The sequence below is a fragment of the Vreelandella halophytica genome, assembly GCF_968193635.1.
Genome location: NZ_OZ309107.1, coordinates 1,224,230 through 1,246,646, shown reverse-complemented (window position 1 = coordinate 1,246,646; position 22,417 = coordinate 1,224,230). Strand labels below are relative to the sequence as shown.

18 protein-coding genes are annotated in these 22,417 nt (G+C 61.7%); 7 read left to right on the top strand and 11 right to left on the bottom strand.

What is annotated here, in order from left to right; all coding sequences use genetic code 11:
* Positions 1-19: 19 nt before the first annotated feature.
* From acnD to ACWHXT_RS05840, 4 genes are all read right to left on the bottom strand, one after another.
* A complete protein-coding gene (acnD, locus tag ACWHXT_RS05855; RefSeq protein WP_447957593.1) occupies positions 20-2,656 on the bottom strand; it encodes a Fe/S-dependent 2-methylisocitrate dehydratase AcnD in 2,637 nt (878 codons plus the stop codon).
* 9 nt (positions 2,657-2,665) lie between these two features.
* Positions 2,666-3,793, bottom strand: a complete 1,128-nt coding sequence (prpC, locus tag ACWHXT_RS05850) for a bifunctional 2-methylcitrate synthase/citrate synthase (RefSeq protein ID WP_447957592.1) — start codon at positions 3,791-3,793, stop codon at positions 2,666-2,668.
* Positions 3,794-3,856: 63 nt separating this feature from the next.
* Positions 3,857-4,759, bottom strand: a complete 903-nt coding sequence (prpB, locus tag ACWHXT_RS05845; RefSeq protein ID WP_447957591.1) for a methylisocitrate lyase — start codon at positions 4,757-4,759, stop codon at positions 3,857-3,859.
* Between the two features lie 43 nt (positions 4,760-4,802).
* Positions 4,803-5,528: a GntR family transcriptional regulator gene (locus ACWHXT_RS05840; RefSeq protein ID WP_447928558.1), complete on the bottom strand. Its 726-nt coding sequence runs from the start codon at positions 5,526-5,528 to the stop codon at positions 4,803-4,805.
* 253 nt (positions 5,529-5,781) lie between these two features.
* Here ACWHXT_RS05840 and pabB point away from each other — a divergent pair, with 253 nt between their 5' ends.
* Both pabB and ACWHXT_RS05830 read left to right on the top strand, forming a co-directional pair.
* Positions 5,782-7,140: an aminodeoxychorismate synthase component I gene (gene pabB / locus ACWHXT_RS05835; RefSeq protein WP_447957590.1), complete on the top strand. Its 1,359-nt coding sequence runs from the start codon at positions 5,782-5,784 to the stop codon at positions 7,138-7,140.
* 115 nt (positions 7,141-7,255) lie between these two features.
* Positions 7,256-7,891 (top strand): phosphoadenosine phosphosulfate reductase domain-containing protein, encoded by a 636-nt coding sequence (locus ACWHXT_RS05830; protein WP_447928556.1) that lies wholly within the window; start codon positions 7,256-7,258, stop codon positions 7,889-7,891.
* Between the two features lie 60 nt (positions 7,892-7,951).
* Here ACWHXT_RS05830 and cysB read toward each other — a convergent pair whose 3' ends face one another.
* Entirely contained in the window at positions 7,952-8,926 is a 975-nt protein-coding gene (gene cysB / locus ACWHXT_RS05825; RefSeq protein ID WP_447957589.1) for an HTH-type transcriptional regulator CysB, read from the bottom strand.
* A 336-nt stretch (positions 8,927-9,262) separates the two neighbouring features.
* Here cysB and trxA point away from each other — a divergent pair, with 336 nt between their 5' ends.
* Positions 9,263-9,586: a thioredoxin gene (gene trxA / locus ACWHXT_RS05820; RefSeq protein ID WP_447528279.1), complete on the top strand. Its 324-nt coding sequence runs from the start codon at positions 9,263-9,265 to the stop codon at positions 9,584-9,586.
* Positions 9,587-9,672: 86 nt separating this feature from the next.
* Here the strand turns inward: trxA and ACWHXT_RS05815 are convergent, their stop codons facing one another.
* The gene (locus tag ACWHXT_RS05815; RefSeq protein WP_447957588.1) at positions 9,673-10,836 is read right to left on the bottom strand and encodes an AI-2E family transporter; all 1,164 of its coding nucleotides are present in this window, start codon (positions 10,834-10,836) and stop codon (positions 9,673-9,675) included.
* Between the two features lie 245 nt (positions 10,837-11,081).
* On the opposite strand from ACWHXT_RS05815, the gene ACWHXT_RS05810 reads away from it, so the two are divergent.
* Positions 11,082-11,918, top strand: coding sequence for an SIMPL domain-containing protein (locus ACWHXT_RS05810; RefSeq protein WP_447957587.1), 837 nt, complete (start codon positions 11,082-11,084; stop codon positions 11,916-11,918).
* Here ACWHXT_RS05810 and serS read toward each other — a convergent pair.
* On the bottom strand, positions 11,863-13,140 hold the full coding sequence (gene serS, locus ACWHXT_RS05805; RefSeq protein ID WP_447957586.1) for a serine--tRNA ligase: 1,278 nt from the start codon (positions 13,138-13,140) through the stop codon (positions 11,863-11,865). The genes ACWHXT_RS05810 and serS overlap by 56 nt on opposite strands.
* A gap of 278 nt (positions 13,141-13,418) precedes the next feature.
* Between serS and ydiJ the strand changes: the two genes are divergently transcribed.
* On the top strand, positions 13,419-16,526 hold the full coding sequence (gene ydiJ, locus ACWHXT_RS05800; RefSeq protein ID WP_447957585.1) for a D-2-hydroxyglutarate dehydrogenase YdiJ: 3,108 nt from the start codon (positions 13,419-13,421) through the stop codon (positions 16,524-16,526).
* A gap of 85 nt (positions 16,527-16,611) precedes the next feature.
* On the opposite strand, the gene trpC is transcribed toward ydiJ, so the two are convergent.
* The 3 genes from trpC to ACWHXT_RS05785 are packed head-to-tail and all read right to left on the bottom strand — an operon-like array spanning position 16,612 to position 19,047.
* Positions 16,612-17,415: an indole-3-glycerol phosphate synthase TrpC gene (gene trpC / locus ACWHXT_RS05795; RefSeq protein WP_447957584.1), complete on the bottom strand. Its 804-nt coding sequence runs from the start codon at positions 17,413-17,415 to the stop codon at positions 16,612-16,614.
* 4 nt (positions 17,416-17,419) lie between these two features.
* Positions 17,420-18,439 carry an anthranilate phosphoribosyltransferase gene (gene trpD / locus ACWHXT_RS05790; protein WP_447957583.1) on the bottom strand — a complete coding sequence of 340 codons (1,020 nt, stop codon included), beginning with the start codon at positions 18,437-18,439 and terminating at the stop codon, positions 17,420-17,422.
* 35 nt (positions 18,440-18,474) lie between these two features.
* Positions 18,475-19,047, bottom strand: a complete 573-nt coding sequence (locus tag ACWHXT_RS05785; protein WP_447957582.1) for an anthranilate synthase component II — start codon at positions 19,045-19,047, stop codon at positions 18,475-18,477.
* A 232-nt stretch (positions 19,048-19,279) separates the two neighbouring features.
* On the opposite strand from ACWHXT_RS05785, the gene ACWHXT_RS05780 reads away from it, so the two are divergent.
* The gene (locus tag ACWHXT_RS05780) at positions 19,280-20,194 is read left to right on the top strand and encodes a metal ABC transporter solute-binding protein, Zn/Mn family (RefSeq protein ID WP_447957581.1); all 915 of its coding nucleotides are present in this window, start codon (positions 19,280-19,282) and stop codon (positions 20,192-20,194) included.
* A gap of 7 nt (positions 20,195-20,201) precedes the next feature.
* Here ACWHXT_RS05780 and ACWHXT_RS05775 read toward each other — a convergent pair whose 3' ends face one another.
* Positions 20,202-20,870: a phosphoglycolate phosphatase gene (locus ACWHXT_RS05775; protein ID WP_447957580.1), complete on the bottom strand. Its 669-nt coding sequence runs from the start codon at positions 20,868-20,870 to the stop codon at positions 20,202-20,204.
* 232 nt (positions 20,871-21,102) lie between these two features.
* On the opposite strand from ACWHXT_RS05775, the gene ACWHXT_RS05770 reads away from it, so the two are divergent.
* Complete coding sequence (locus ACWHXT_RS05770; RefSeq protein WP_447957579.1) at positions 21,103-22,401, top strand: NAD(P)/FAD-dependent oxidoreductase; 1,299 nt, start codon at positions 21,103-21,105, stop codon at positions 22,399-22,401.
* The last annotated feature ends 16 nt before the right edge of the window (positions 22,402-22,417 follow it).

Below are 22,417 nucleotides of genomic sequence, written 5' to 3'. Positions count from 1 at the left end.
ATGGGCAAAATACTGCGCGCTAGGCCGGGGTGGCCTCCAGAAAGTCCTGGGCGAAGCGCTGCAGCACGCCGCCGGCGGCGTAGATAGTGACCTCTTCGGCGGTGTCGAGCCGGCAGATCACCGGTACGCGCTCGGTAGCGCCGGCGCGATGGATCACCAGCGTCAAGGTAGCGCCGGGGGTGGCCTCGCCCTCCACGTCATACATCTCGGTGCCGTCCAGCGCCAGGGTCTTGCGCGTGGTGCCGGGCTCGAACTGCAGCGGCATCACGCCCATGCCCACCAGGTTGGTGCGGTGAATGCGCTCGAAGCCCTCGGCGACGATGGCTTCCACACCGGCAAGGGCCACGCCCTTGGCCGCCCAGTCTCTTGATGAGCCCTGGCCGTAGTCGTTGCCGGCGATGATGATCAAGGGCTGCTTGCGCGCCATGTAGGCTTCGATCGCCTCCCACATGCGCACCACTTTGCCCTCGGGCTCAAGGCGCGCAAGTGAGCCCTGGCGCACGTGGCCCTGGTCATCGAGGGCCATCTCGTTGTAGAGCTTGGGGTTGGCGAAGGTCGCCCGCTGGGCGGTCAGATGATCGCCGCGGTGGGTGGCGTAGGAGTTGAAGTCCTCCTCGGGCAGGCCCATGTGCAGCAGGTATTCGCCGGCGGCGCTGTCCGGCAAAATGGCGTTCGACGGCGACAGGTGGTCGGTGGTGATGTTGTCCGGCAGGATCGCCAGCGGGCGCAGGCCCTTGAGCGCCCGCGCCCGGGCCATGTTCCCCTCCCAGTAGGGCGGGCGGCGAATGTAGGTGCTTTGCGGGCGCCACTCGTAAAGCGGCGCGACGAGCGCCTTCTCGCTCTTGTCCAGATCGAACATCGGAATGTAAGTCTGGCGAAACTGCTCGGGCTTGACCGCGGACGCCACGATGGCGTCGATCTCGCTGTCCTCCGGCCAGATATCCTTGAGCGTCACCGGGTGGCCCTCGTCGTCGACGCCGAGCACGTCCTTTTCGATATCGAAGCGGATGGTACCGGCAATGGCGTAGGCCACCACCAGCGGCGGCGAGGCCAGAAACGCCTGCTTGGCGTGGGGGTGAATGCGCCCGTCAAAGTTACGGTTGCCCGAGAGCACCGCCGTGGCGTACAAATCCCGCTCGACGATCTCTTGTTGAATCTTCGGGTCTAGTGATCCGGACATGCCGTTACAGGTCGTGCAGGCGTAGCCCACTACGCCAAAGCCCAGCGTCTCGAGCTCGTCCATCAGCCCGGCATCGTCCAGGTACATCTTCACGGTTTTCGAGCCCGGCGCCAGCGAGGACTTCACCCAGGGCTTGCGCAGTAGCCCCAGCCGGTTGGCGTTACGCGCAATCAGCCCCGCCGCGACCATGTTGCGCGGGTTGGAAGTATTGGTGCAGCTGGTGATCGCGGCGATGATCACCGCGCCATCCGGCATTCTGCCGGCGAGCTCGTCTTCCTGAGTCGCCTTGTAGCCCACCGCGATACCGCGGCTTGCAAGCTCGGAGGTCGGCAGGTGCGCGTGAGGGTTCGACGGCCCGGCCAGGGTACGCGCCACGCTGGATAAATCGAAGGTCAGTACCCGCTCGTACTCGGCGGTTTTTAAATCATCCGCCCAGAGACCGGTGTGTTTAGCATAGGTTTCGACCAGCGCGACCTGCTCGTCGTCGCGTCCGGTGAGTTTCAGATAATCGATGGTTTGACCGTCGATGTAGAACATGGCGGCACTGGCGCCGTATTCCGGGGTCATGTTGGAGATCGTCGCCCGGTCGCCGACGCTGAGCGCATCCGCCCCCTCCCCGTAAAACTCGAGATACGCTCCCACCACCCGCGCCTGGCGCAGAAACTCGGTAATCGCCAGCACCATGTCGGTGCCGGTAATGCCCGGGCCGAGTTTGCCCGTTAGCTCGACGCCGACGATATCCGGCAGGCGCATCATCGAGGCGCGCCCCAGCATCACGCTTTCCGCTTCGAGCCCGCCCACGCCGACCGAGATCACCCCGAGGGCGTCGACCATCGGTGTGTGGCTATCGGTGCCCACGCAGGTATCCGGAAAGGCGACGCGCGCGCCGATGTCGTCCGGGCGGCACTGCACCACCGGCGACATCTTCTCCAGATTGATCTGGTGCATGATGCCGTTGCCCGGCGGGATCACATCGACGTTCTCGAAGGCGAGCTTGGTCCAGTTGATGAAGTGAAAGCGGTCGTCGTTACGCCGGTCTTCGATGGCGCGGTTCTTGCCAAAGGCCTGGTCGTCGTCGCCGTTGTGCTCCACCGCCAGCGAGTGATCGACGATCAACTGGGTGGGCACCACCGGGTTCACCTGAGCCGGGTCGCCGCCGCGCTCGGCGATGGCATCCCTGAGCCCGGCCAGGTCGACCAGTGCGGTCTGGCCCAGAATGTCGTGGCACACCACTCGCGCCGGGTACCAGGGAAAGTCGAGATCCCGGCGGCGCTCGATGAGCTGGTTGAGCGCATCCGTTAGTAGCCCCGGCTCGCAGCGGCGCACCAGCTGCTCGGCGAGCACCCGCGAGGTAAACGGCAGCCCCGCGTAGGCGCCGGGCTTGATTGCCTCCACCGCCTCACGGGCGTCGAAAAAGTCCACCGGCTCGCCTTCCATCGAGGCGCCGGGCAAGGTTTTACGGTACTCGGTATTCATCACTGCCTCCTACTCGCGCTCTTCGATCGGCACCCACTCGCTCTTCTCCGGGCCGGTATAGTCGGCGCTGGGCCGGATGATGCGGTTATTGGCGCGCTGCTCGAACACGTGGGCCGCCCAGCCGGTCAGCCTGGACATCACGAAAATCGGGGTGAAGAGCTTGGTGGGAATATCCATGAAGTGATAGGCGCTGGCGTGGAAGAAATCCGCGTTGCAGAAAAGCTTTTTCTCCCGCCACATCACCTCCTCACAGCGCTCGGAGACTTTGTAGAGCCTGGTATCGCCCACGTCCTCGGCAAGCTTTTTCGACCACTGCTTGATGATGTCGTTGCGCGGGTCCGACTCGCGGTAGATAGCGTGGCCAAAGCCCATGACCTTCTCCTTGCGCTCGAGCTTGCCGAGCATTTCGCGCTCGGCTTCCTCGGGAGATGCCCAGTCCTGGATCATCGCCATGGCCGCCTCGTTGGCCCCACCGTGAAGCGGGCCTCTCAATGAACCGATCGCCCCGGTCACGCAGGAGTGCATGTCCGAAAGGGTCGAGGCGCAGACCCGGGCGGTAAAGGTCGAGGCGTTGAACTCGTGCTCGGCGTAGAGAATCAAGGAGACGTTCATGACCCGAGCATGGAGCTCGGAGGCGGGCGCGCCGCGCAGCATGTTCAGAAAGTGCCCGCCCACCGAGCTATCGTCGGTTTCGGTGTCGATGCGCACGCCGTCGTGGCTGAAGCGGTACCAGTAGCAGATGATCGAGGGCAGCACCGCTAAAAGCCGGTCGGCGACGTCCTGCTGCTCGTCGAAGCTCTCCTCGGTCTCCAGATTACCCAGCATCGAGGTGCCGGTGCGCATGACGTCCATCGGATGAGCGTCTTTAGGGATCTCCTCGAGCACCGTTTTGAGCGCCTCGGGCAAGCCCCGCATGCCTTTCAGCTGCTCGATGTAGAGATCGAGCTCGGACTGATTGGGCAGCTTGCCTTTCAGTAACAGGTAGGCGACCTCTTCGAATCGGGCCTTCTCGGCCAGCTCCTTGATGTCGAAGCCCCGATAGGTAAGTCCCGAACCGGTTTTGCCCACGGTACAAAGCGCGGTGCTGCCCGCGCTTTGGCCACGAAGTCCCGCGCCTGCCAGCGTCTTGTCAGCCATGGTGTGTCTCCTTTGTTTTCGAAATTATTGTTTTCGAGTCTTTTTTATAGTGCGGCGGCGCTCTCAGCGCTCGCCCTGCTCATCGAAGAGCGCATCGAGCTTCTGCTCGAAATCGTGGTAGTTCAAAAAGTCGTAAAGCTCGTCCCGGGTCTGCATGGTATCCACCACCGCTTTCTGGTGACCGTTTTCCAGAATGCTTTGGTAGACGTTGAGCGCCGCGGCGTTCATGGCGCGAAACGCGGAAAGCGGGTAAAGCACCATCGCGCACCCCACCTCGCCAAGCTCAGCTTGAGTAAACAGGGGCGTGGCGCCGAACTCGGTGATATTAGCCAGAATCGGCGCGTCCACGCGCTGACAAAACGCGCGGTAGTCGTCCAGGGTGTGCACGGCCTCGGCAAAGATGGCGTCCGCGCCGGCCTCGATACAGGCATTGGCCCGTTCGATGGCGGCGTCCAGGCCCTCTTTTTGAAAGGCGTCGGTGCGCGCGATCAGGTAAAAGTCCGGGTCGCGCCGGGCGTCCGCCGCCGCCTTGATGCGATCGACCATCTCGCCCTGGGAGACGATCGCCTTGTTGGGCCGGTGACCGCAGCGCTTTTGGGCGACCTGATCCTCGATGTGTACCGCGGCCACCCCGGCGCGCTGCATCTCCTTGACCGTACGCGCAATATTGAACGCCCCACCCCAGCCGGTATCGATATCCACCAGAAGCGGTAAATCCGTGGCGCCGCAGATGCGGTGAGCGTCTTCGACCACGTCGTTCATGGTGGTCATGCCCAGATCCGGCAGCCCGAAAGAGGCATTCGCCACCCCGCCGCCGGAGAGATAGATTGCCTGGTGGCCCACGCGCTCGGCCATCAGGGCGGTATAGGCGTTGATGGTGCCCAGAATGGGGAGCGGTGTTTGACGCTCGAGGGCATGCTTGAAGCGTGCGCCGGGGGTGAGCGTTTTGGATGCGTGAGTCGGCATGGGGGCTCCTTGAAATCGGTATTGTTAGGGGTAGCGTCCAGCGCTAAGGGGTTTCCAGGATAGCGGCGTAGCGGTCGGCGACGTTTTCCCGCGATGCGCTGACGTGGCGGCGCATCAGAAGCTCGGCAAGCTCGGCATCGCCTGCTTCGATGGCATCGACGATACGGTGGTGCTCCACGAAGGCGCGTTGGGGCCTGGCGCCGCTGGCGCTGAATTGGGTGCGGTAGAGGCGCACCAGGTAGTAAAGGTCGTCGCACAAGAGATTCATGAGCATCTTGTTGTGGCTGCCCTGCACGATGCGGTAGTGGAAATCCAGATCGCCCTCGCGCTGGTAGTACGCTTCACCGCGCTTTAAATCCGCTTGGCCTTCGTGTACCGCCAGCACGTCGCGTAGCCCCTGAATTTCCTCGGCGCCCATGTGCTCGGCGGCCAGACGCGCCGCCATGCTCTCCAATGCCTCGCGCACGTCGAAAAGCTCCAGAAGCTCCTTCATGGAAAGCTTGACCACCCGCGCGCCCACGTGGGGCACCCGCTCGATCAGGCGGTGGCTCTCCAGGCGCCGCATCGCCTCGCGTAGCGGCCCGCGGGAGATACCGTAGGTCTTGGAAAGCCCGGGCTCGGTAATCTTGCTACCCGGGGCCAGCTCACCGCGCACGATGGCGCTTTGCAACTGGTGAAACACCCGCTCGGCCAGGGTGCGCACTTCCGGCGTGGCCGGGTCGAGGAGGTGCTCGGCGCGCGTTTGGACGGCATTGGTTATTACGGTCATGGCTAATTGTCGACAATAAAGAGTATGAAGGCACTTTAGCCCGCGCCTTCTTGAGCGTCAACCGCACCTTTTGGCGCCTTTTATCGCACCAGGGCTATAACCGGGTTCATCGCTGCCGACGAATGTCTACAATCCATTAAAACGCGTCCTGGCGTGTCGCGTATTAAAAGCGTGGAAAGGGAAGTCACGCGTTGCTTCCCTCAGCGGCGCGCGCTCACTAGAATGATCGGCCCAACCGGCAAGGCATTGATTCATGAGCACGGCGCTTACCCTAACCGCTCTCCCCTACGCGCAGGATCCACTGGCACTTTTCGCGCGCCTAAAAGAGCGCCCCGGCGCGATGCTGTTGGATAGCGGCCGCCCCAAGGCCACCAGCGGCCGCTTCGATATTCTGGTCAGCGACCCTATCGCCACCCTCGAAGTGGACTCGAGCGGCGCCTTGCAGTTCGAATCCGCCACGCTCACGCCGCCGGCTGCGCTGCGCGACGACCCTTTCGCGCTGAAAGAGTGGCTTTTAGCCCAGCTGCCCGCCCCCGCGATGCAAACCGACTTACCGTTTTTGGGCGGGCTGGCCGGCTACTGGAGTTACGAGTTCGGCCGCGCCCTGCAGGGCATACCCAGCCGCCACCCGAGCGCCACGACGCTGCCCGCCGCGCGCGTAGGCCTTTATGATTGGTGCATCACCCTGGATCACGAGGAAGAAAAAGCGTGGCTGGTGGCGAACGAGGCGCGCCGCGGCGCCGTGCTTGCGTGGCTGGATGCAGCACCGACGCCAGTAGCGGACTTCAAGCTCACCGGCGCGTTCGAAGCCGAGCTCGACCAGAGCGCCTACACCCGCCGCTTCGAGGCGGTGCAGCGCTACATTCAGGCCGGCGACTGCTATCAAATCAACCTGGCCCAGCGGCTACGCGCACCTTTCGAAGGCGATGCCTGGCAGGCCTACCTTCGCCTGCGCAGCGCCACCCCGACCCCGTTTGCGGCTTATATGGCCTGGGGCGGCAAGGCCGTGCTCTCGATTTCACCGGAGCGTTTTATCAAGGTGTGCGACGGCGAGGTCGAAACCCGCCCGATCAAGGGCACCCGGCCCCGCGGCAAAACCCCGGCCGAGGACGCCGCCCTGGCCGAGGCGCTTTTGAAAAGCGTGAAGGACCGCGCCGAGAACGTGATGATCGTGGATCTTTTGCGCAACGATCTCGGGCGGGTGTGCCGCCCGGGCAGCATTCACGTGCCCCAACTTTGCTCGCTGGAGAGCTACCCTAACGTACACCACCTGGTGAGCGTCATTCAGGGCACGCTGGGGGCGAGCCACTCCCCGCTTTCACTGCTGGCGGCGGCTTTCCCCGGCGGCTCGATCACCGGCGCGCCCAAGTTTCGCGCGATGGAAATCATCGACGAACTCGAGCCCTGCCAGCGCAGCGTTTACTGCGGGAGTCTGGGCTACATCGATGTACGCGGGAATATGGATACCTCGATCGCTATCCGCACCATGGTGGCGGATCAAGACAAGCTTCACGTGTGGGGCGGCGGCGGTTTGGTAGCGGACTCCGAGGCTTTGGAGGAGTACACCGAAACCCTCGACAAGATTTGTCACTTGATCGCTTCGTTGGAATAAGCCCGCTGGTTTTTAAAGCCAAAAGCAATATAAAAGCCAAACAAAACGGTATTGGGGCGTCAGCGGTGCTGTTTGGTAGCCTAGGCTGCAAATTTCTGGCCAAGCGGGAGGCCTTATGTCGTCAAAGATTGAAACCCTGACGTTGGACGCCATCAATCGTGATTATGCCAACGACCCTCAAACCCTCATCGAGTGGGCGTTCGGCCAGGGCGTGCAGCCTATTTGCACCACCAACTTTCGCCCTTTCGAAGCGGTGATTCTGCACATGGTGACCCGGGTTCGCCCGGATATCCCGATCGTCTGGATGGACAGCGGCTACAACACCCCGGCGACCTACCAGTGCGCCGACGAAATCATCAAGAAGCTGGATCTCAATGTCGTTAGCTTTTTGCCCAAACGTACCCGCGCCCATCGCGAGGCGCTCGAAGGCGAATTGCCGGGCATCGATGACCCGCGCCACGACACCTTTACCCAGGAAGTGAAAATCGAGCCCTTCGAGCGGGCGCTAAGCGAGATGCGCCCGGACGTATGGTTCACCGCACTGCGCGCCGAGGACACCCCGGAGCGCGCCAAAATGCAGCCCTTGAGCCGCAATAGCGACGGCCTTTTGAAGGTCGCCCCGCTGCTTCACTGGAGCGCCAAGGATATGTACACCTACCTGCAAAGGTTCGACTTGCCCAATAACTTCGACTACTTCGACCCCACTAAGGTAGAAGAAAAGCGCGAGTGCGGGCTTCACCTGCAGCACTAACCTGCCCTTTGACGCCGCTACCCGGCGCTCTGCGCCGCTGATGACAGCGGCGCAGAGCCGTCAATACTCGGGCAGCTCGATACTTTCGAACAGCGCCTGCTCGTTGCGCGGGCCCACCAGCAGTGCTTCGTCGACTCGCTCGCGGGTGAGGTGCGGGGCAAAGCGGGCCAAAAAATCGTACATGTAGCCGCGCATGAAGGTACCACGGCGAATGCCGATCTTGGTCGTCGAGCTTGCAAACAGGTGGCTTGCATCCAGCACGACCATGTCGCTGTCCAGCGCTTCGTCGAAGGCCATGTGCGCTACGATCCCCACGCCCATCCCCAGGCGCACGTAGGTCTTGATCACGTCGGCATCGGCGGCGGTGAGCACCACGTTGGGTGTCAGGCCATGCGCCTTGAAGGCGTCGTCGAGCTGGGAGCGCCCGGTAAAGCCGAACACGTAGGTGACGATGGGATGCTCGGCCAGCGCCTCGAGAGTCAACGGGGCTTCCAAGGAGGCCAGCGGGTGCTCTTTGGGCACCAGCACGCAGCGGTTCCAGCGATAACAGGGCAGCAAAACCAGATCGGTAAAAAGCTCCAACGACTCGGTGGCAATGGCGAAATCGGCCTGGCCTTCGCTCACCATCTGCGCGATTTGCTTGGGGGTGCCCTGCTGCATGTGCAGCGCCACTTCCGGATACTTTTGAGTAAAGGCGCTAATCACCGGCGGCAGCGCGTAGCGCGCCTGGGTGTGGGTCGTTGCGATCGCAAGGCTTCCGCGGCGCTCGTCGCTGTGCTCCTGGGCGACCTGCTTGATGTTTTCGGTCAGCTTCAAAACCTGCCCGGCAAGCTCGATAATCGACTCCCCGGCCGGCGTTACCCGGGTCAAGTGTTTGCCGCTGCGCGCGAATATCTCGACCCCCAGCTCGTCTTCCAAAAGACGAATCTGCTTGGAGATGCCCGGCTGAGACGTAAAAAGGCTTTGGGCCGTGGCCGATACGTTGAGATTGTGCCGGTTCACTTCCCATATATAGCGAAGTTGCTGTAGCTTCATATCCTTACCTTTCGTCTCGAGGAGGCCATCTGCCGCGCCCCAATCCTCAATTTATTGCACACGCAAACCGGAGCAAGCTAAAGCAAAACGCCGGGTGCATAAATGCGAATAAAAAATTGATCCATAATTCACTTATAGTATAAGAAATGGAAAAGCGAGGCACCCACTAATTTTAAAGGGGTTTGTGATCGATCCGCGGCGCAAATTTGCCAGGCCCGGTTACGAGCGCTACCATCGGGCCACCTGGCGCGATGAATATGCGCTATTATATGGCGTGATAGCCGTTGCTCATTGAAGGCAACGAAATCGTAAGAGCAACGTAATCGGGAGATGTAAATGGCTACTAATGTGGATGTCACCAACGCTAATTTCGAGCAGGAAGTCCTTAACGCCGAACAGCCGGTGCTGCTGAAATTCTGGGCCCCCTGGTGCGGCCCGTGTAAAGTCATGGCGCCGGTGGTAGACGAAGTGGCCGAAGAGCGTGGTGAAGGCTTGAAAGTGGTCAGCGTCAACGTCGATGACGCGCCGGAAATTGCCGCCGAACAGGGCGTGCGCGGCGTGCCGACGGTCATGCTGTTCAAATCCGGCGCCAAGGTTGCTTCGCTGGTCGGCGCGCAGTCCAAATCACAGCTGACGCAGTTTATCGACCAAAACGCCTAAACTTGGCTTTTTGCGCATCGATGATAAAAGGCTACCTAACGGTAGCCTTTTTCTTTGCTCGCTCCTCTGATGTTAGCCCACGCCGCTCAAGAAGGTTTGCTTTCTTCGGTCTCGACGGAGGTATCTTCGGACTCGGCGGAGGTTTCTTCGCGCTCGACCGGCGGCGTTCGTGCATCTCCCCCTTTATTGGTGCTCCTTCTTAGCTGGCGCCTGCCCGGGCCGAGCAGATGCGCCATCCAGCGCGTTTGCGGGTGGCTATCCAGGGCTATCTTGAGCGTCATGGTGAGCACCACCGAAAGCAACATGCCGGCGGGGCCGAAAATCCAGCCCCATACCACCAGCGATAAAAACGCCACGAACGTGGAAAGCCCCAGCGCCTGGCCCATTACCCGCGGTTCGATCAAATTCCCCATTACGAAGTTGATGACAAGATAGGCGGAGGCGAGCAGCAGCGCCGACAGTACGCCGCCATCCTGATCGACCAGCAGCAACAAAACCGGCGGCACCGCGGCAAGCGCCGAGCCAATATTGGGAATGAAGTTCAGCCCAAAGGCGAGCACCCCCCAGAGCAGCGGAAACTCCACCCCGATCATCAGACACGAAAGCCATACGAGCACCCCGGTCGCCAGGCTAATCACGGTTTTGACGGCCAGGTAACGCTTGAGGGTCAGGCTGAACTCGCTAAAACGCTTAAGACTCGGCGCCGGGTTTTCGAGCGCCCGCGCAACCTTGGAGCGAAAGTTGAGTGTCTCGAAAAGCATGAAGACGACCAGCAGCGAGATGATACTGCCCTGCATGACGATCGCGCCCACTTCGCTGACCAGCATGGCCACCCAGGAGCCCTCGTCGTCCATCGCGAAGGCATCGCTCAGCTGATCCGGGTCGACGGCAAAGCCCTTGGCCGCGAGACTATTGAGCAGGTTCCAGTAGTGCTCGTAAAGGCGCGCTTCGATATCCGGCAGCGCCTCGACGAAGGTGCTGAAGCTATTGACCACCAAAACGCCGATCAAAAGTAGAAAGGCCACGAGCACCAGGATCGTGATGAACGCCGCCATGCGCATACTCACGCCGTGGCGATGCAGCCAATGCACCGGCGAGGTACACACGACGGCGATGAAGATCGCCAAAAGTAGCGGCACCAGCAGGTCTGCGCCCAGCTTCATCCCCGCGACGATCACGACCAGCGCCGCGATGGCCATCGTGGCATTCAGGGGAATACTGCGATAATCCTTATCCGACAACTTCTGCATGGCTCAATCCTTGACATTTTATCACTACATAATGGCTGCTGATCCCGCATTGCACAAACGTGCACATAATAAGCAACTGTTTTACGACTACTCTTAAGCAGTGAACTTATTGTTAAAGCGATCTTCCAAACGGTGTCCTTGCACACGTTGCGCCGACAAAGCGCGTAGAAGACCGCCCGCCCGGTGCGTTCATTAGCCATTTCCCTTGGCTACTTCCATCCAGCGTTTTAAACAGGAACCGTTCAATGATTTTAAACCCTTACGCCCGCTCGCTGATGAAGATTCGCTACCAACTGCTGGGCGCCGCCGCCGTTACGGCGCTGCTGTGCGCTCCCAGCGCCATGGCCGTCCAGCCTGTCCAGCCCGCGCCTGGGCTCAGCGTTCAGGCCCAATCCTTTGTGGAGGTGGAGCCCGACAAGGCGGCGCTCTCCGCGCGTCTTTGGGAAAACACGCCGGCAGTCTCGTCTCTGGAAGACAGCGACAGCGGCGCGCTTAGAGAAGCCCGTCAGCGCCTTGAAGAGCGCGCAAGCCAACTGATCGAGGCCATGGAAGAAGCAGGCCTGGATAAGCGCGCCATTAGCGCAGGCTCTTTGAACGTCTACCAGGAACAGATGAGCCAGCCCCAAAGCGACAGCGGCGAGGCGCCGATGATGCGTACCCGTATCGAGCGCCCTTTCAACGTCGAGCTCGATGACCTCGACCAGCTCAACGACGTACTGGAGGCGCTGATGGAGGCCGGCGTGAATGCTCTCGACGGCGTTCAATTCGACCTTCAGGACCGCGACGCCGCCACCGACGAAGCGCTGGTGAGCGCGTTGGAAAAAGCCCAGCGCAAAGCCGAGCTGATGGCCCAGACGCTGGGGACCGAGCTTGGCGAGGTGCAGCATATTGCCGAAACCCAGTCCCCGGTCTTTCAGCCACGCATGATGGCCATGCAGGCGGATAGTCGGTCAAACGAGGAAAGTAGCGCCGACTACCGCCCGGGTATCATTCGCATCGACGCTGGCGTAAGCGTCGAATGGGCACTTACAGGGCAAGACGCTCCAGACCGCCCAGATACGCACGCAACGGCTCAGGAATAACCACCGAGCCATCCGCCTGCTGGTGATTCTCCATGACCGCCAGCAGGCAGCGCCCCACTGCCAATCCCGAACCGTTCAGGGTATGCAGCAGCTGGGGCTTTTTCGTATCCGGCTTTCTGAAACGCGCCTGCATACGCCGCGCCTGGAAATCCTCGCAATTGGAGACCGAAGAGATCTCGCGGAACGTCTCCTGGCTTGGCAGCCAGACTTCCAGGTCATAGGTTTTCGCCGCACTAACGCTCATATCCCCGGTACACAGCGTTACCACCCGGTACGGTAACTCGAGGGCCTGCAAAATCGCCTCGGCGTGGCCGCGCATTTCATCGAGGGCTTCGTAGCTCGTTTCGGGGTCGACGATCTGGACCATTTCGACCTTGTCGAACTGATGCTGGCGGATCATGCCCCGGGTATCGCGCCCGTGGGAGCCCGCTTCACTACGAAAGCACGGCGTGTGGGCGGTTAGCTTCATGGGAAGCACGGCCTGGTCAACGATCTCGTCGCGCACGAAGTTGGTCAACGGCACTTCCGAGGTCGGAATCAGGTGATATTCACGCTCGTCGTCGAGCTTGAACAAATCCTCGCCGAATTTCGGCAGTTGCCCGGTTCCCATGAGGGAGTCGCGGTTGACCATGTAGGGCACGTAGCACTCTTCGTAGCCGTGCTTAAGAGTCTGGGTATCCAGCATGAACTGCGCCAGCGCCCGGTGCAGGCGCGCGATGGGGCCGCGCATGACCGCAAAGCGCGCGCCGGTCAGTTTCGATGCCAGGTCAAAGTCGAGATAGCCGGACTTCTTGCCCAGATCGACATGATCGAGCACTTCGAAATCGAACGTACGCGGCGTGCCCCAGCGGTGAAGCTCGACGTTGTCGTCTTCGTTTTTACCTTCCGGGACGCTTTCGTGGGGCACGTTGGGAATACCGCTGATCGCGTCGTCCCACTGCGCCTGCACGTTGGCAAGCTCCTGCTTGGCATTTTCCAGGCGCTCGCCGAGATCACTCACCTCGTCCAGCAGCGGCTGGATGTCCTCACCGCTGGCCTTCGCCTTACCGATCGCCTTGGAGCGGGTATTACGCTCGTTTTGCAACTGCTCGGTCTGGGTCTGCAGCTCGCGGCGGCGCGACTCCAGCGCCTGAAGCCCCTCTTTATCCAGTTGAAAACCCCGGCGGGCCAGCTTTTGCGCCAGCGCATCCAGATCTCCGCGCAGCAGTTTCGGATCGAGCATGAGGACTCCTTGGCAACAATCAAATAAACACGGCGAAAAGCGCCGGTGACAAAGGCACCTATTGTAGGCAAAAGCGCCTCGGGGGGCTATGGGCAAAGCGGGTGGCAGGTAGCGACGTACCTGGATTCGTGACGTTCGTAGCCCACCTGACCCAGCCCCAGTCCTCAGCCCCTATTCCCACCCCCTATTCGCATCGGGGTAGAAGATGCAGTGACGCCCTGGCTGCGGTAAAGTAGAGCGCCTCTTTTACCCGCCCCGCAGTGACGGTTTGACCCACTATGATTGCATCGCTCGATTCGCGAAAGACGCCGCTTGCCAAACCCGCCGCGCCCTACCTTCGCTTTCTGGAAGCGCTACGCGCCCGGGGCTTCGAAGGCGAGATAACCCCGGACTACGCCAACCGCACGGTGCTGGCCACGGACAACTCGATCTATCAGCGTCTGCCCCAGGCCGCGGTGTACCCCAGGCACGCCGAGGATCTGGAGCGCCTGACCAAGCTCGCGTTCGAGATGCCCTACCGGGATATCGCCCTGACCCCGCGCGGCGGCGGCACCGGCACCAACGGCCAATCGCTGACCGATGGGCTGGTGGTGGATGTCTCGCGCCATATGAATCGCATTCTCGATATCGACCTGGAGAACCGCCAGGTGCGGGTTCAGGCCGGCGTCGTGAAAGATCAGCTCAACGCGGCGCTGAAGCCTCACGGGCTCTTCTTCGCGCCGGAGCTTTCGACCTCCAACCGGGCCACCTTGGGCGGTATGATCGCCACCGATGCCAGCGGCCAGGGTAGCTGCGTCTACGGCAAAACCCGCGACCATGTGCTGGAACTCGACACCGTATTGCTGGGCGGCGCGCACTTGCATAGCCAGCCGCTAAGCGCCGACGACGAGGCAAACGCCCTACAAGACCCCGGCGTGCTGGGGCGCGTTCACCGCGCCGCTGTCGAAATCATCGACGGGCAGCGCGAACTGATCGACGCCACCTTCCCGCCGCTCAACCGCTGCCTGACCGGCTATGACCTGGCCCACCTGCGCGATGCCCGGGGCCAGCTCAACCTGAATAGCCTCCTCTGCGGCGGCGAAGGCTCGCTTGGCTTCGTGAGCGAAGCGGTGCTCAACGTGCTACCGATCCCCCCGCATACCACCCTGGTCAACGTGCGCTACCCAGGTTTCATGGAGGCACTGCGCGACGCCAAGGCGTTGATGGCAAGTACCGCTCGCCCCACTTCGATCGAGACCATCGACGACACGGTGCTAAAGCTTGCCATGGAGGATTTCGTTTGGGACAGCGTGGCCGAGTTCTTCCCCGAAAGCGATACTCCGGTTGGCGGCATCAACCTGATCGAGTTCAGCGACGACGATGAAACGCGCCTTAAAGAGCGCGTAGCGACGTTTTGCGAGCACCTGGCCGGTGACGCGACGGTTACCCGCTTGGGCTACACTCAGGCGCTGGGCCGCGCGCAGACCGCCACGGTGTACGGCATGCGCAAGCGCTCGGTGGGGCTACTCGGTAACGTCCAGGGCGAGAAGCGCCCGCTGCCTTTTGTCGAGGACACCGCGGTGCCGCCGGAGCACCTGGCGGAGTATATCGGCGAGTTTCGCGCGCTTTTGGACGCCCACGGCCTCGACTACGGCATGTTCGGCCACGTGGACGCCGGCGTGCTGCACGTACGCCCGGCGCTGGACATGAAAGACCCGGCCCAGCAAGCGCTGATTCGCAAGCTTTCCGATGAGGTCGCCGCGCTGACCCAAAAGTACGGCGGTCTTTTTTGGGGTGAGCACGGCAAGGGAATGCGCTCGGAGTACTCGCCCAAATTCTTCGGCGAGCTCTACCCTAGCCTGCAAAAGATCAAGGCCGCCTTCGACCCGCACAACCAGCTCAACCCGGGCAAGATCGCCACGCCCCTGAAAGAGAGCGCGCTGATCGCCGTCGACCGCGACCCGGATCTTTTAGCCATCGACGGCGTGGCGCTTCGCGGCGAGCTCGATCGCACCATCGACGAGCGTGCCTGGCAGGCGTATGACGCCGCCGTCTACTGCAACGGCAACGGCGCCTGCTACAACTACGATGTCGATGACCCGATGTGCCCCTCCTGGAAGGCGACCCGCGACCGGATTCACTCGCCCAAGGGCCGGGCGAGCCTGGTACGCGAGTGGCTGCGTCTGCAGTCCCGGGCGGGCATCGATGTGGTCGAAGAGTCGCGCAAGAAAAAGGCCGAGGGTCGCCTGGGCTTTATCAAGAGCCTGCCCAAACGTGTTGCCAACACGTTCAGCCGCGAGCAGCACCATGATTTCTCCCACCAGGTGTACGACGCCATGGCCGGGTGCCTGGCGTGCAAGTCCTGCGCGGGGCAGTGCCCGGTGAAGGTCAACGTGCCGCAGTTTCGCTCGCAGTTTCTCGAGGTCTACCACGGCCGCTACCTGCGCCCGGTGCGCGACTACGTGATCGGCGCCACCGAGTTCACCCTGCCCTGGCTTGCCAAAATGACGCCGCTTTATAACGCGGTGATCGAAAAGCGCTGGATGGAGCGCTTTATGCGCCGCACCATCGGCATGAGTGACACCCCGACGCTTTCGCGGGCCAGCGTGAAAAAACAGCTGCGCGCCTGGGGGGTGGCCAACGCAACGCCGACCGCCCTGGCACTATTGACCGAACGCCAGCGGGCGAAAAGCGTCATCCTGGTTCAGGACGCCTTCACGACCCACATGGAAGCGGACCTGGTGCTGGACGTGGTGGAGCTTCTGGCTCGGCTGGAGTTTCGCGTGTTCGTGCTGCCGTTTAGCGCCAACGGTAAACCCCTGCAGGTGCAGGGGTTTCTAGGCGCCTTCGAGCGCACCGCCGAGAAACAGGCCAAGCGCCTGCGCGCCCTTGCGGAGTTCGACATTCCCTTCGTCGGCATCGACCCGGCAATGACGCTGACCTACCGCCAGGAGTACGTCAAAGCCCTCGGCCCGGACGCCGTGCCCCAGGTATTGATGCTTCAGGAGTGGCTCGCCACCCAAACCCACACCCTGGCCCCCTTCAAGGCCGCGATGAAGGACCCGGGCTTCAAGCTTCTTTCCCACTGCACCGAAAAGACCAACGCCCCGGGCAGCCCCAAAGCCTGGCAGCAGGTATTCGCCGCCTTTGGGTTGAAGCTCGATTTGATGGCGACGGGCTGCTGCGGAATGTCCGGCACCTACGGCCACGAAACCCGCAACGTCGAAATCTCCAAGACCATCTACGCCCAGTCCTGGCAGCCCCAGGTCGAGGCCGAAGAGAACACGGGCAGGCTTTTGGCGACGGGCTACTCGTGTCGCAGCCAGGTCAAACGCTATTCCAGCCAAGCGCTTGAGCACCCGCTGCAGGCACTTTTAAACTGCCTGAAAAGCGCCGGGCCGGCTTGATGAGCGACGCCAGGTCCTCGATACGTGCAGGGTACGGAGCGAGGGTCTTTCGCCAAGGATGGCGAAAGTAGCCTCAAAATGGCCTTTAAAAGAAAAGCTGGTTAAGCGCGAGGCCCGGGTCGTCCTGACGCATAAAGGCCTCGCCGACCAGAAAGCCGTTGACCTTGTTGTCGCGCATTTTGGCCACGTGATCCCGATCCAGGATACCGGACTCGGTGATTACCGTGACGCCCTGGGGCACGCGCGCTAAAAGCGACAGCGTCGTATCGAGATCGGTCTCGAAGGTGTGCAGGTTACGGTTGTTGATACCCACCAGCTTTAAATCCAGCGCCAGCGCCCGGGTCAGCTCCTCGGCGCTGTGTACCTCGACCAGCACGTCCATGCCAAGCTCGCCGGCCTTTTGGTGCAGCGCCTTGAGCGTCGCATCATCGAGGGCTGCCACGATCAGCAGGATGCAGTCGGCGCCGATGGCGCGGGCCTCGGTGACCTGGTAGGCGTGGGTGATGAAGTCCTTGCGAATCACCGGAAGCGTACAGGCCTGACGCGCCGCGATCAGGTCGTCCTCGTGGCCCTGGAAGAAGTCGGCGTCGGTGAGCACGGACAAACACGCCGCCCCGCCCGCCTCATAGCTTTGGGCAATCGCGGCGGGATCAAACGCCTCGCGTATGACCCCGCGCGAGGGCGAGGCCTTTTTCACCTCGGCGATCACCGCCGCCTCGCCTGCCGCGATACGCCGGTCCAGGGCGTCGATAAAACCGCGCGGCGCGCTCTGCTTTTCGGCAAGCGCGAGCAAATCCGCTTCTAAAACCGCCTTTTGGCGCGTGGCGACTTCCTGGTCTTTGCGCTCGAGAATACGCGTCAAAATGGTCGGCGTGGCCTGGTGGTTCATAACATTACCCTTTAAACACGCTGGTGAAGTGTGAAAGCTCCTTGAGCTTTTCGAGCGGCAGTTTGGAGGCCTGGGCGTCCTGGGCAACGATAACCCCTTCTTTCAAGGTGTCCGCGACACCCGAGCAGTAAAGCGCCGCGCCGGCGTTGAGCGCGACGATATCCGCCTCCGGGCCGTCGCCCACCAGGGCAGCCTTGACCAAACGCAGGCTATCCTCGGCAGTGGCCGCTTTCAAAGAGGCCAGGCTTTGGCGCTCGATACCGAGCTCTTCCGGGGTGATCGTGTACTCGTGAATAGCGCCGTCTTTTAGCTCGGCCACCCGGGTAGGCGCGGCCAGCGAGATCTCGTCGAGGCCGTCTTCGGAGTGCACCACCAGGGCGTGGCGACTCCCCAGTTTTCTGAGCGCCTCGGCCATTAGCGCAACGAGCTCTGGCGCATAGACGCCCAACACCTGGTTGGGGGCGCTGGCGGGGTTGGTCAACGGGCCCAGAATGTTGAACAGCGTACGCACGCCCATTTCGCGGCGCGGGCCGATCGCGTAGCGCATCGCCGGGTGATGATTGGGCGCGAACATGAACCCCACCCCAACCTGCTCGATACAGCGCGCCACCTGCTGCGGTGACAAGTCCAAATAGATGCCGGCGATATCGAAAAGATCCGCGCTTCCCGAAGAGGACGAAACGCTGCGGTTGCCGTGCTTGGCGACGTGCGCCCCGGCGGCGGCGGCCACGAAGCTCGAGGCGGTGGACACGTTGAAAAGATTCGCCCCGTCGCCGCCGGTGCCGACGATATCCACCACGTTCTCGGCGCTGAGCATGACCGGGTGCATCAGATCGCGCATCACCTGGGCGGCGGCGCTGATCTCGGTAGCGCTCTCCCCCTTCATGGAGAGCCCAACCAGCAAGCCCCCGATCTGCGCGTCCGAGGCTTCGCCGGTCATGATCTGGTGCATCAGCGTGCGCATGGCGTCAAAAGATAGATCTTCGCGGCGCATGACCGCGTTGATGGCGTCTCGCATTTGCATGAGCAGACAAGCCTCTAAACGTGAATGTGTAGCGATCAGGTACGCTGTAAAAAGTTGGCCAGGAGCGCGTGGCCCTGGCGGGTCAGAATCGACTCAGGATGAAACTGCACCCCTTCGAGATCAAGGGTCTTGTGGCGAAACCCCATGATCAGCCCCGGCGTCTCGTCCGCCTTCGTCGTCCAGGCCGTGACCTCGAAGCAGTCGGGCAGGCTTTCGCGCTCGATTACTAGCGAATGATAGCGAGTCACTTCCAAAGGCGAGTCGAGCGCGTGAAAAACACCCTGGCCGGTATGCTCGATACGCGAGGTCTTGCCGTGCATCACGCGCGGCGCTCTCACCACGCGCGCGCCGAAGGCCTGGCCAATCGCCTGATGGCCCAAACACACCCCTAAAATCGGCAGCTGGCCGGCGAAGTGCTCGATAGCCGCAAGCGAAATGCCCGCCTCGTTGGGCGTGCAAGGGCCTGGCGAAATCATCAGATGTGACGGCTCAAGCGCGCGGATCGCCTCGAGGGTGATCGCGTCGTGGCGATAGGTGATCACCTCGGCGCCAAGCTCACTCAGGTACTGAACGATGTTGTACGTGAAGCTATCGTAGTTATCGATCATGAGTACACGCTGTTTGTGCTGCGCTGTCGCCACACTTACCCCATCCAACTAATCAATCGGTTAAAAACGATGATACCCTAACCGGACGACGGGGTGCAGGGGCAGCGGCACGATCATGGCACGCTTTGCCCGCCCTTTTACGTCAAGAAAATCGATAGCATCGCGAAAGGAACTGGTAACCCGTTAGCGCAATCACTATGATCGGCCGTTTTTTTATCAAGGGATACATGTAATGAAGCAACGAGCACTCCTGGGGTGCCTGCTGGTGGCCGGTCTAATGTTGATGACCCTGCCCGCCAAGGCCGCCCCCTCGTTCAAGGTGATTGCCTCGTTTTCAGTGATCGGCGATCTGGTGCGCCGTATCGCCGGCGACGATATCAGCGTTGTGACCATCGTGCCTCCCGGCCAGGACGTGCATCGCTGGGAGCTGACCCCGCCCAACGTACTGGCGATCGAAGAGGCGGATATCGTCTTTTACAACGGCTACGGCCTCGAGCCCTGGCTTAGACACGTCGAGGCGATGGCCGACCAAAGGCTTCGCCTGAAGGCGGTGGCCGAGCGCGCCGATTTCGAGGGCCTCCCCGTCCAGGCGGGCCAGTACGCAGGCAGTGTCGACCCGCACATGTGGATGGACCCGGCCGGCGCCATCGCCTACATCGATGTCATCGCGCAAACGCTTAGCGAGCACTACCCGGAGAAAACGGCGGCGTTCGGCGCCCGCGCCGAACAAGCCCGGGAGTCGCTGACGCTGTTGAGCGAGCGCCTTCGCGAGCGTTTGGAAGGTATTCCGCAAACCAACCGGGTGCTGTTTACCAGCGAAGCCGGTATGGGCTATTTCGCCCGGGCGTTCGGCTTCGAGTACGCCGCTATCTGGGGAAGCAACAACGAACGGCTAGGCAGCGCCTTCGACATGGCTGCGATGAGCGAGCGGCTGAGCGAAACCCGCCCGCCGGCGCTGTTTTTCGAGAGCACCACGCCTTATATCCACATGGACGCGCTTTCCCGCGAGAGCAACATTGCGTTGGCCGGCCCGCTCTACGTCGATACGCTCGGCGATTCGGACGGCCCCGCTTATAATTACCCGGCGATGCTGGGTTACAACGCCGAGCTGCTTCACAAGGCGCTGGGCGGCGCCCGCCCCGAATAAAGCCCCCCTAATCGATAAGGGCGGCAAGGGTTTCGATACACAAATCCGGGCGGCTCGCCTCGATCGGCTCACCGTGGTTATAGCCGTAGGGCAGTGCCACGCTCGTAAAGCCCGCCGCCTTACCCGCTTCGATATCGTGTTTGGAGTCCCCCACCATCACGCAGGCGCCGGCCTTTACGCCCAGGGTGTTGGCGGCGTGTAGAAGCGGCAACGGATGCGGCTTTTTTTCGGCCAGCGTATCGCCGCCGATACAGAGGGCGAAATGCTCGAAAAGCCCGAAGTGGCTCAAAATAGGCGCGATAAAGCTCTCGGGCTTGTTGGTGATCAATACCAGTACAAACCCGGCCTCTTTGAGCGCAGTCAGCGCCTCGAACGCGTCGTCATACAGGGTAGTGCGCGCGTAAGGCGCATTGCCGTAATGGCGCATAAAGGCATTGAAGGCGGTATGCAAAAGCGTCGATTCCGGCGGCTCGTCAAGCGCCCAGGTAAGCGCGCGCTCGACCAGCACCAAAGCGCCGTTGCCGACCCAATCGCGTACCTGCCCCTCGTCTGGCGCTACCAAGCCCACCTCTTCCAGGGCCTTTTGTACGCCCACCGCAAGATCCGGCACGGAATCGATCAACGTGCCGTCCAGGTCGAAGGCGATAAGCTGTTTGTCCGTTAAAATCGCGTGCATTGGTCGACTTCCCTGATGCTCGTTAAAGGATGAATGTTGCCGACCCAAGGATGGCGCGTTTATCAAACGACGTTAAGATTTTTCTCTCTGAAATGACGGATGTTGCAAGCCAGGCATTCGTCAGATTCATCAGAACCCTCTATGCTAGAGCCAGCCTTTTCGCAATGAGTTTGCATGCAACGAATCTGCAAGAAATCCGTTTGCGAGGGATACGTTTGCCAAGGAGACATCAATGGCCATACCAAGGATTGTGATTGTCGGCGGTGGCGCGGGGGGCCTGGCCCTGGCGACGCGCCTGGGACGAACGCTTGGCAAGAAAAAGCGTGCCGAGATCGTGTTGCTGGACCGCAACGCCACCCACGTATGGAAGCCGCTTTTGCACGAGATGGCGACCGGTGTTTTGAACTCCACCATGGATGAGGTCGACTTTCGTGGCCACTCCAGCGCCCATGGCTACCGCTACCAGCGCGGCTCGCTATCCGGGCTCGACCGCGAAAGCAAAACCCTCGATCTTGCGCCCATCCTGGACGAAGACGGCGAAGAGGTGCTGCCCGAACGCACCCTCACCTACGACTACCTGGTGCTCTCGTTGGGCAGCGTGTCCAACGACTTCGGCACGAAGGGCGTGGCCGAGTACTGCCACTTCATCGACTCGCCGGACCAGGCCAAGGCGTTTCAGCGTGACATGATCAACACGTTCCTGCGCTATACCGACCCACGGCTTAGAAAGAACACCACGCTGAGCGTGGGGATCGTGGGCGGCGGCGCGACCGGCGTCGAACTTGCCGCGGAGCTTTTGGATATCACCCGCCTGCTCAACGCCTATGATGTGACCCACGTGGACGACAATCAGATCAGCGTCCATCTGATCGAAGCCGCGCCCCGGGTGCTCCCTGCCCTATCCGAGCGGGTCAGCCAGACCGTTCACAAGGAGCTCGAAACCCTGGGTGTGAACATTCACGTGGACACCGCCATCGAAGAGGCTCAGGAGTACCAGCTCGTCACCAAGGATGGCGAGGTGATCGAAACCGATCTCAACGTTTGGGCCGCGGGCATCAAGGCGCCGGACTTTCTGACCGAGCTTGGCCTGACGGTGAACAAGAAAAACCAGGTGTGCGTCGAGCAGACCATGCAGAGCGTGGACGACGCGTGCATTTTCGCCATGGGCGACTGCGCAAGCTGCCCCCAGGGCGACGACTCGACGGTGCCCCCGAGAGCGCAGGCGGTGCGCCAGCAGGCGGGCGTGCTGGCGGACAACCTCGACAGGGCATTGGCGGGCAAGTCCTTGAAGCCGTTCAAATACCGCGATAACGGCTCGCTGGTGTCGCTTGCCCGCTACGATGCGGTCGGTAACCTGATGCGCGGCGGCGCCTCCCGCGGGCTGTTCCTCGAAGGCTGGATGGCGCGCAACGCCTACGCCTCGCTCTACCGTATGCACCAGGTATCGATTCACGGTGTGCCCAAAACCGGGCTCACCTGGGTGGTGGATAAGCTAAACCGCTACCTTAAGCCCAAAATGAAGCTTCACTGAGCCCGAACCTCCTCTT

Bases quoted from the DNA above. Each gene is read 5' to 3' on its own strand.
- acnD (WP_447957593.1), bottom strand. From the start codon at position 2,656: ATGAATACCGAGTACCGTAAAACCTTGCCCGGCGCCTCGATGGAAGGC.
- prpC (WP_447957592.1), bottom strand. From the start codon at position 3,793: ATGGCTGACAAGACGCTGGCAGGCGCGGGACTTCGTGGCCAAAGCGCG.
- prpB (WP_447957591.1), bottom strand. From the start codon at position 4,759: ATGCCGACTCACGCATCCAAAACGCTCACCCCCGGCGCACGCTTCAAG.
- ACWHXT_RS05840 (WP_447928558.1), bottom strand. From the start codon at position 5,528: ATGACCGTAATAACCAATGCCGTCCAAACGCGCGCCGAGCACCTCCTC.
- pabB (WP_447957590.1), top strand. From the start codon at position 5,782: ATGAGCACGGCGCTTACCCTAACCGCTCTCCCCTACGCGCAGGATCCA.
- ACWHXT_RS05830 (WP_447928556.1), top strand. From the start codon at position 7,256: ATGTCGTCAAAGATTGAAACCCTGACGTTGGACGCCATCAATCGTGAT.
- cysB (WP_447957589.1), bottom strand. From the start codon at position 8,926: ATGAAGCTACAGCAACTTCGCTATATATGGGAAGTGAACCGGCACAAT.
- trxA (WP_447528279.1), top strand. From the start codon at position 9,263: ATGGCTACTAATGTGGATGTCACCAACGCTAATTTCGAGCAGGAAGTC.
- ACWHXT_RS05815 (WP_447957588.1), bottom strand. From the start codon at position 10,836: ATGCAGAAGTTGTCGGATAAGGATTATCGCAGTATTCCCCTGAATGCC.
- ACWHXT_RS05810 (WP_447957587.1), top strand. From the start codon at position 11,082: ATGATTTTAAACCCTTACGCCCGCTCGCTGATGAAGATTCGCTACCAA.
- serS (WP_447957586.1), bottom strand. From the start codon at position 13,140: ATGCTCGATCCGAAACTGCTGCGCGGAGATCTGGATGCGCTGGCGCAA.
- ydiJ (WP_447957585.1), top strand. From the start codon at position 13,419: ATGATTGCATCGCTCGATTCGCGAAAGACGCCGCTTGCCAAACCCGCC.
- trpC (WP_447957584.1), bottom strand. From the start codon at position 17,415: ATGAACCACCAGGCCACGCCGACCATTTTGACGCGTATTCTCGAGCGC.
- trpD (WP_447957583.1), bottom strand. From the start codon at position 18,439: ATGCAAATGCGAGACGCCATCAACGCGGTCATGCGCCGCGAAGATCTA.
- ACWHXT_RS05785 (WP_447957582.1), bottom strand. From the start codon at position 19,047: ATGATCGATAACTACGATAGCTTCACGTACAACATCGTTCAGTACCTG.
- ACWHXT_RS05780 (WP_447957581.1), top strand. From the start codon at position 19,280: ATGAAGCAACGAGCACTCCTGGGGTGCCTGCTGGTGGCCGGTCTAATG.
- ACWHXT_RS05775 (WP_447957580.1), bottom strand. From the start codon at position 20,870: ATGCACGCGATTTTAACGGACAAACAGCTTATCGCCTTCGACCTGGAC.
- ACWHXT_RS05770 (WP_447957579.1), top strand. From the start codon at position 21,103: ATGGCCATACCAAGGATTGTGATTGTCGGCGGTGGCGCGGGGGGCCTG.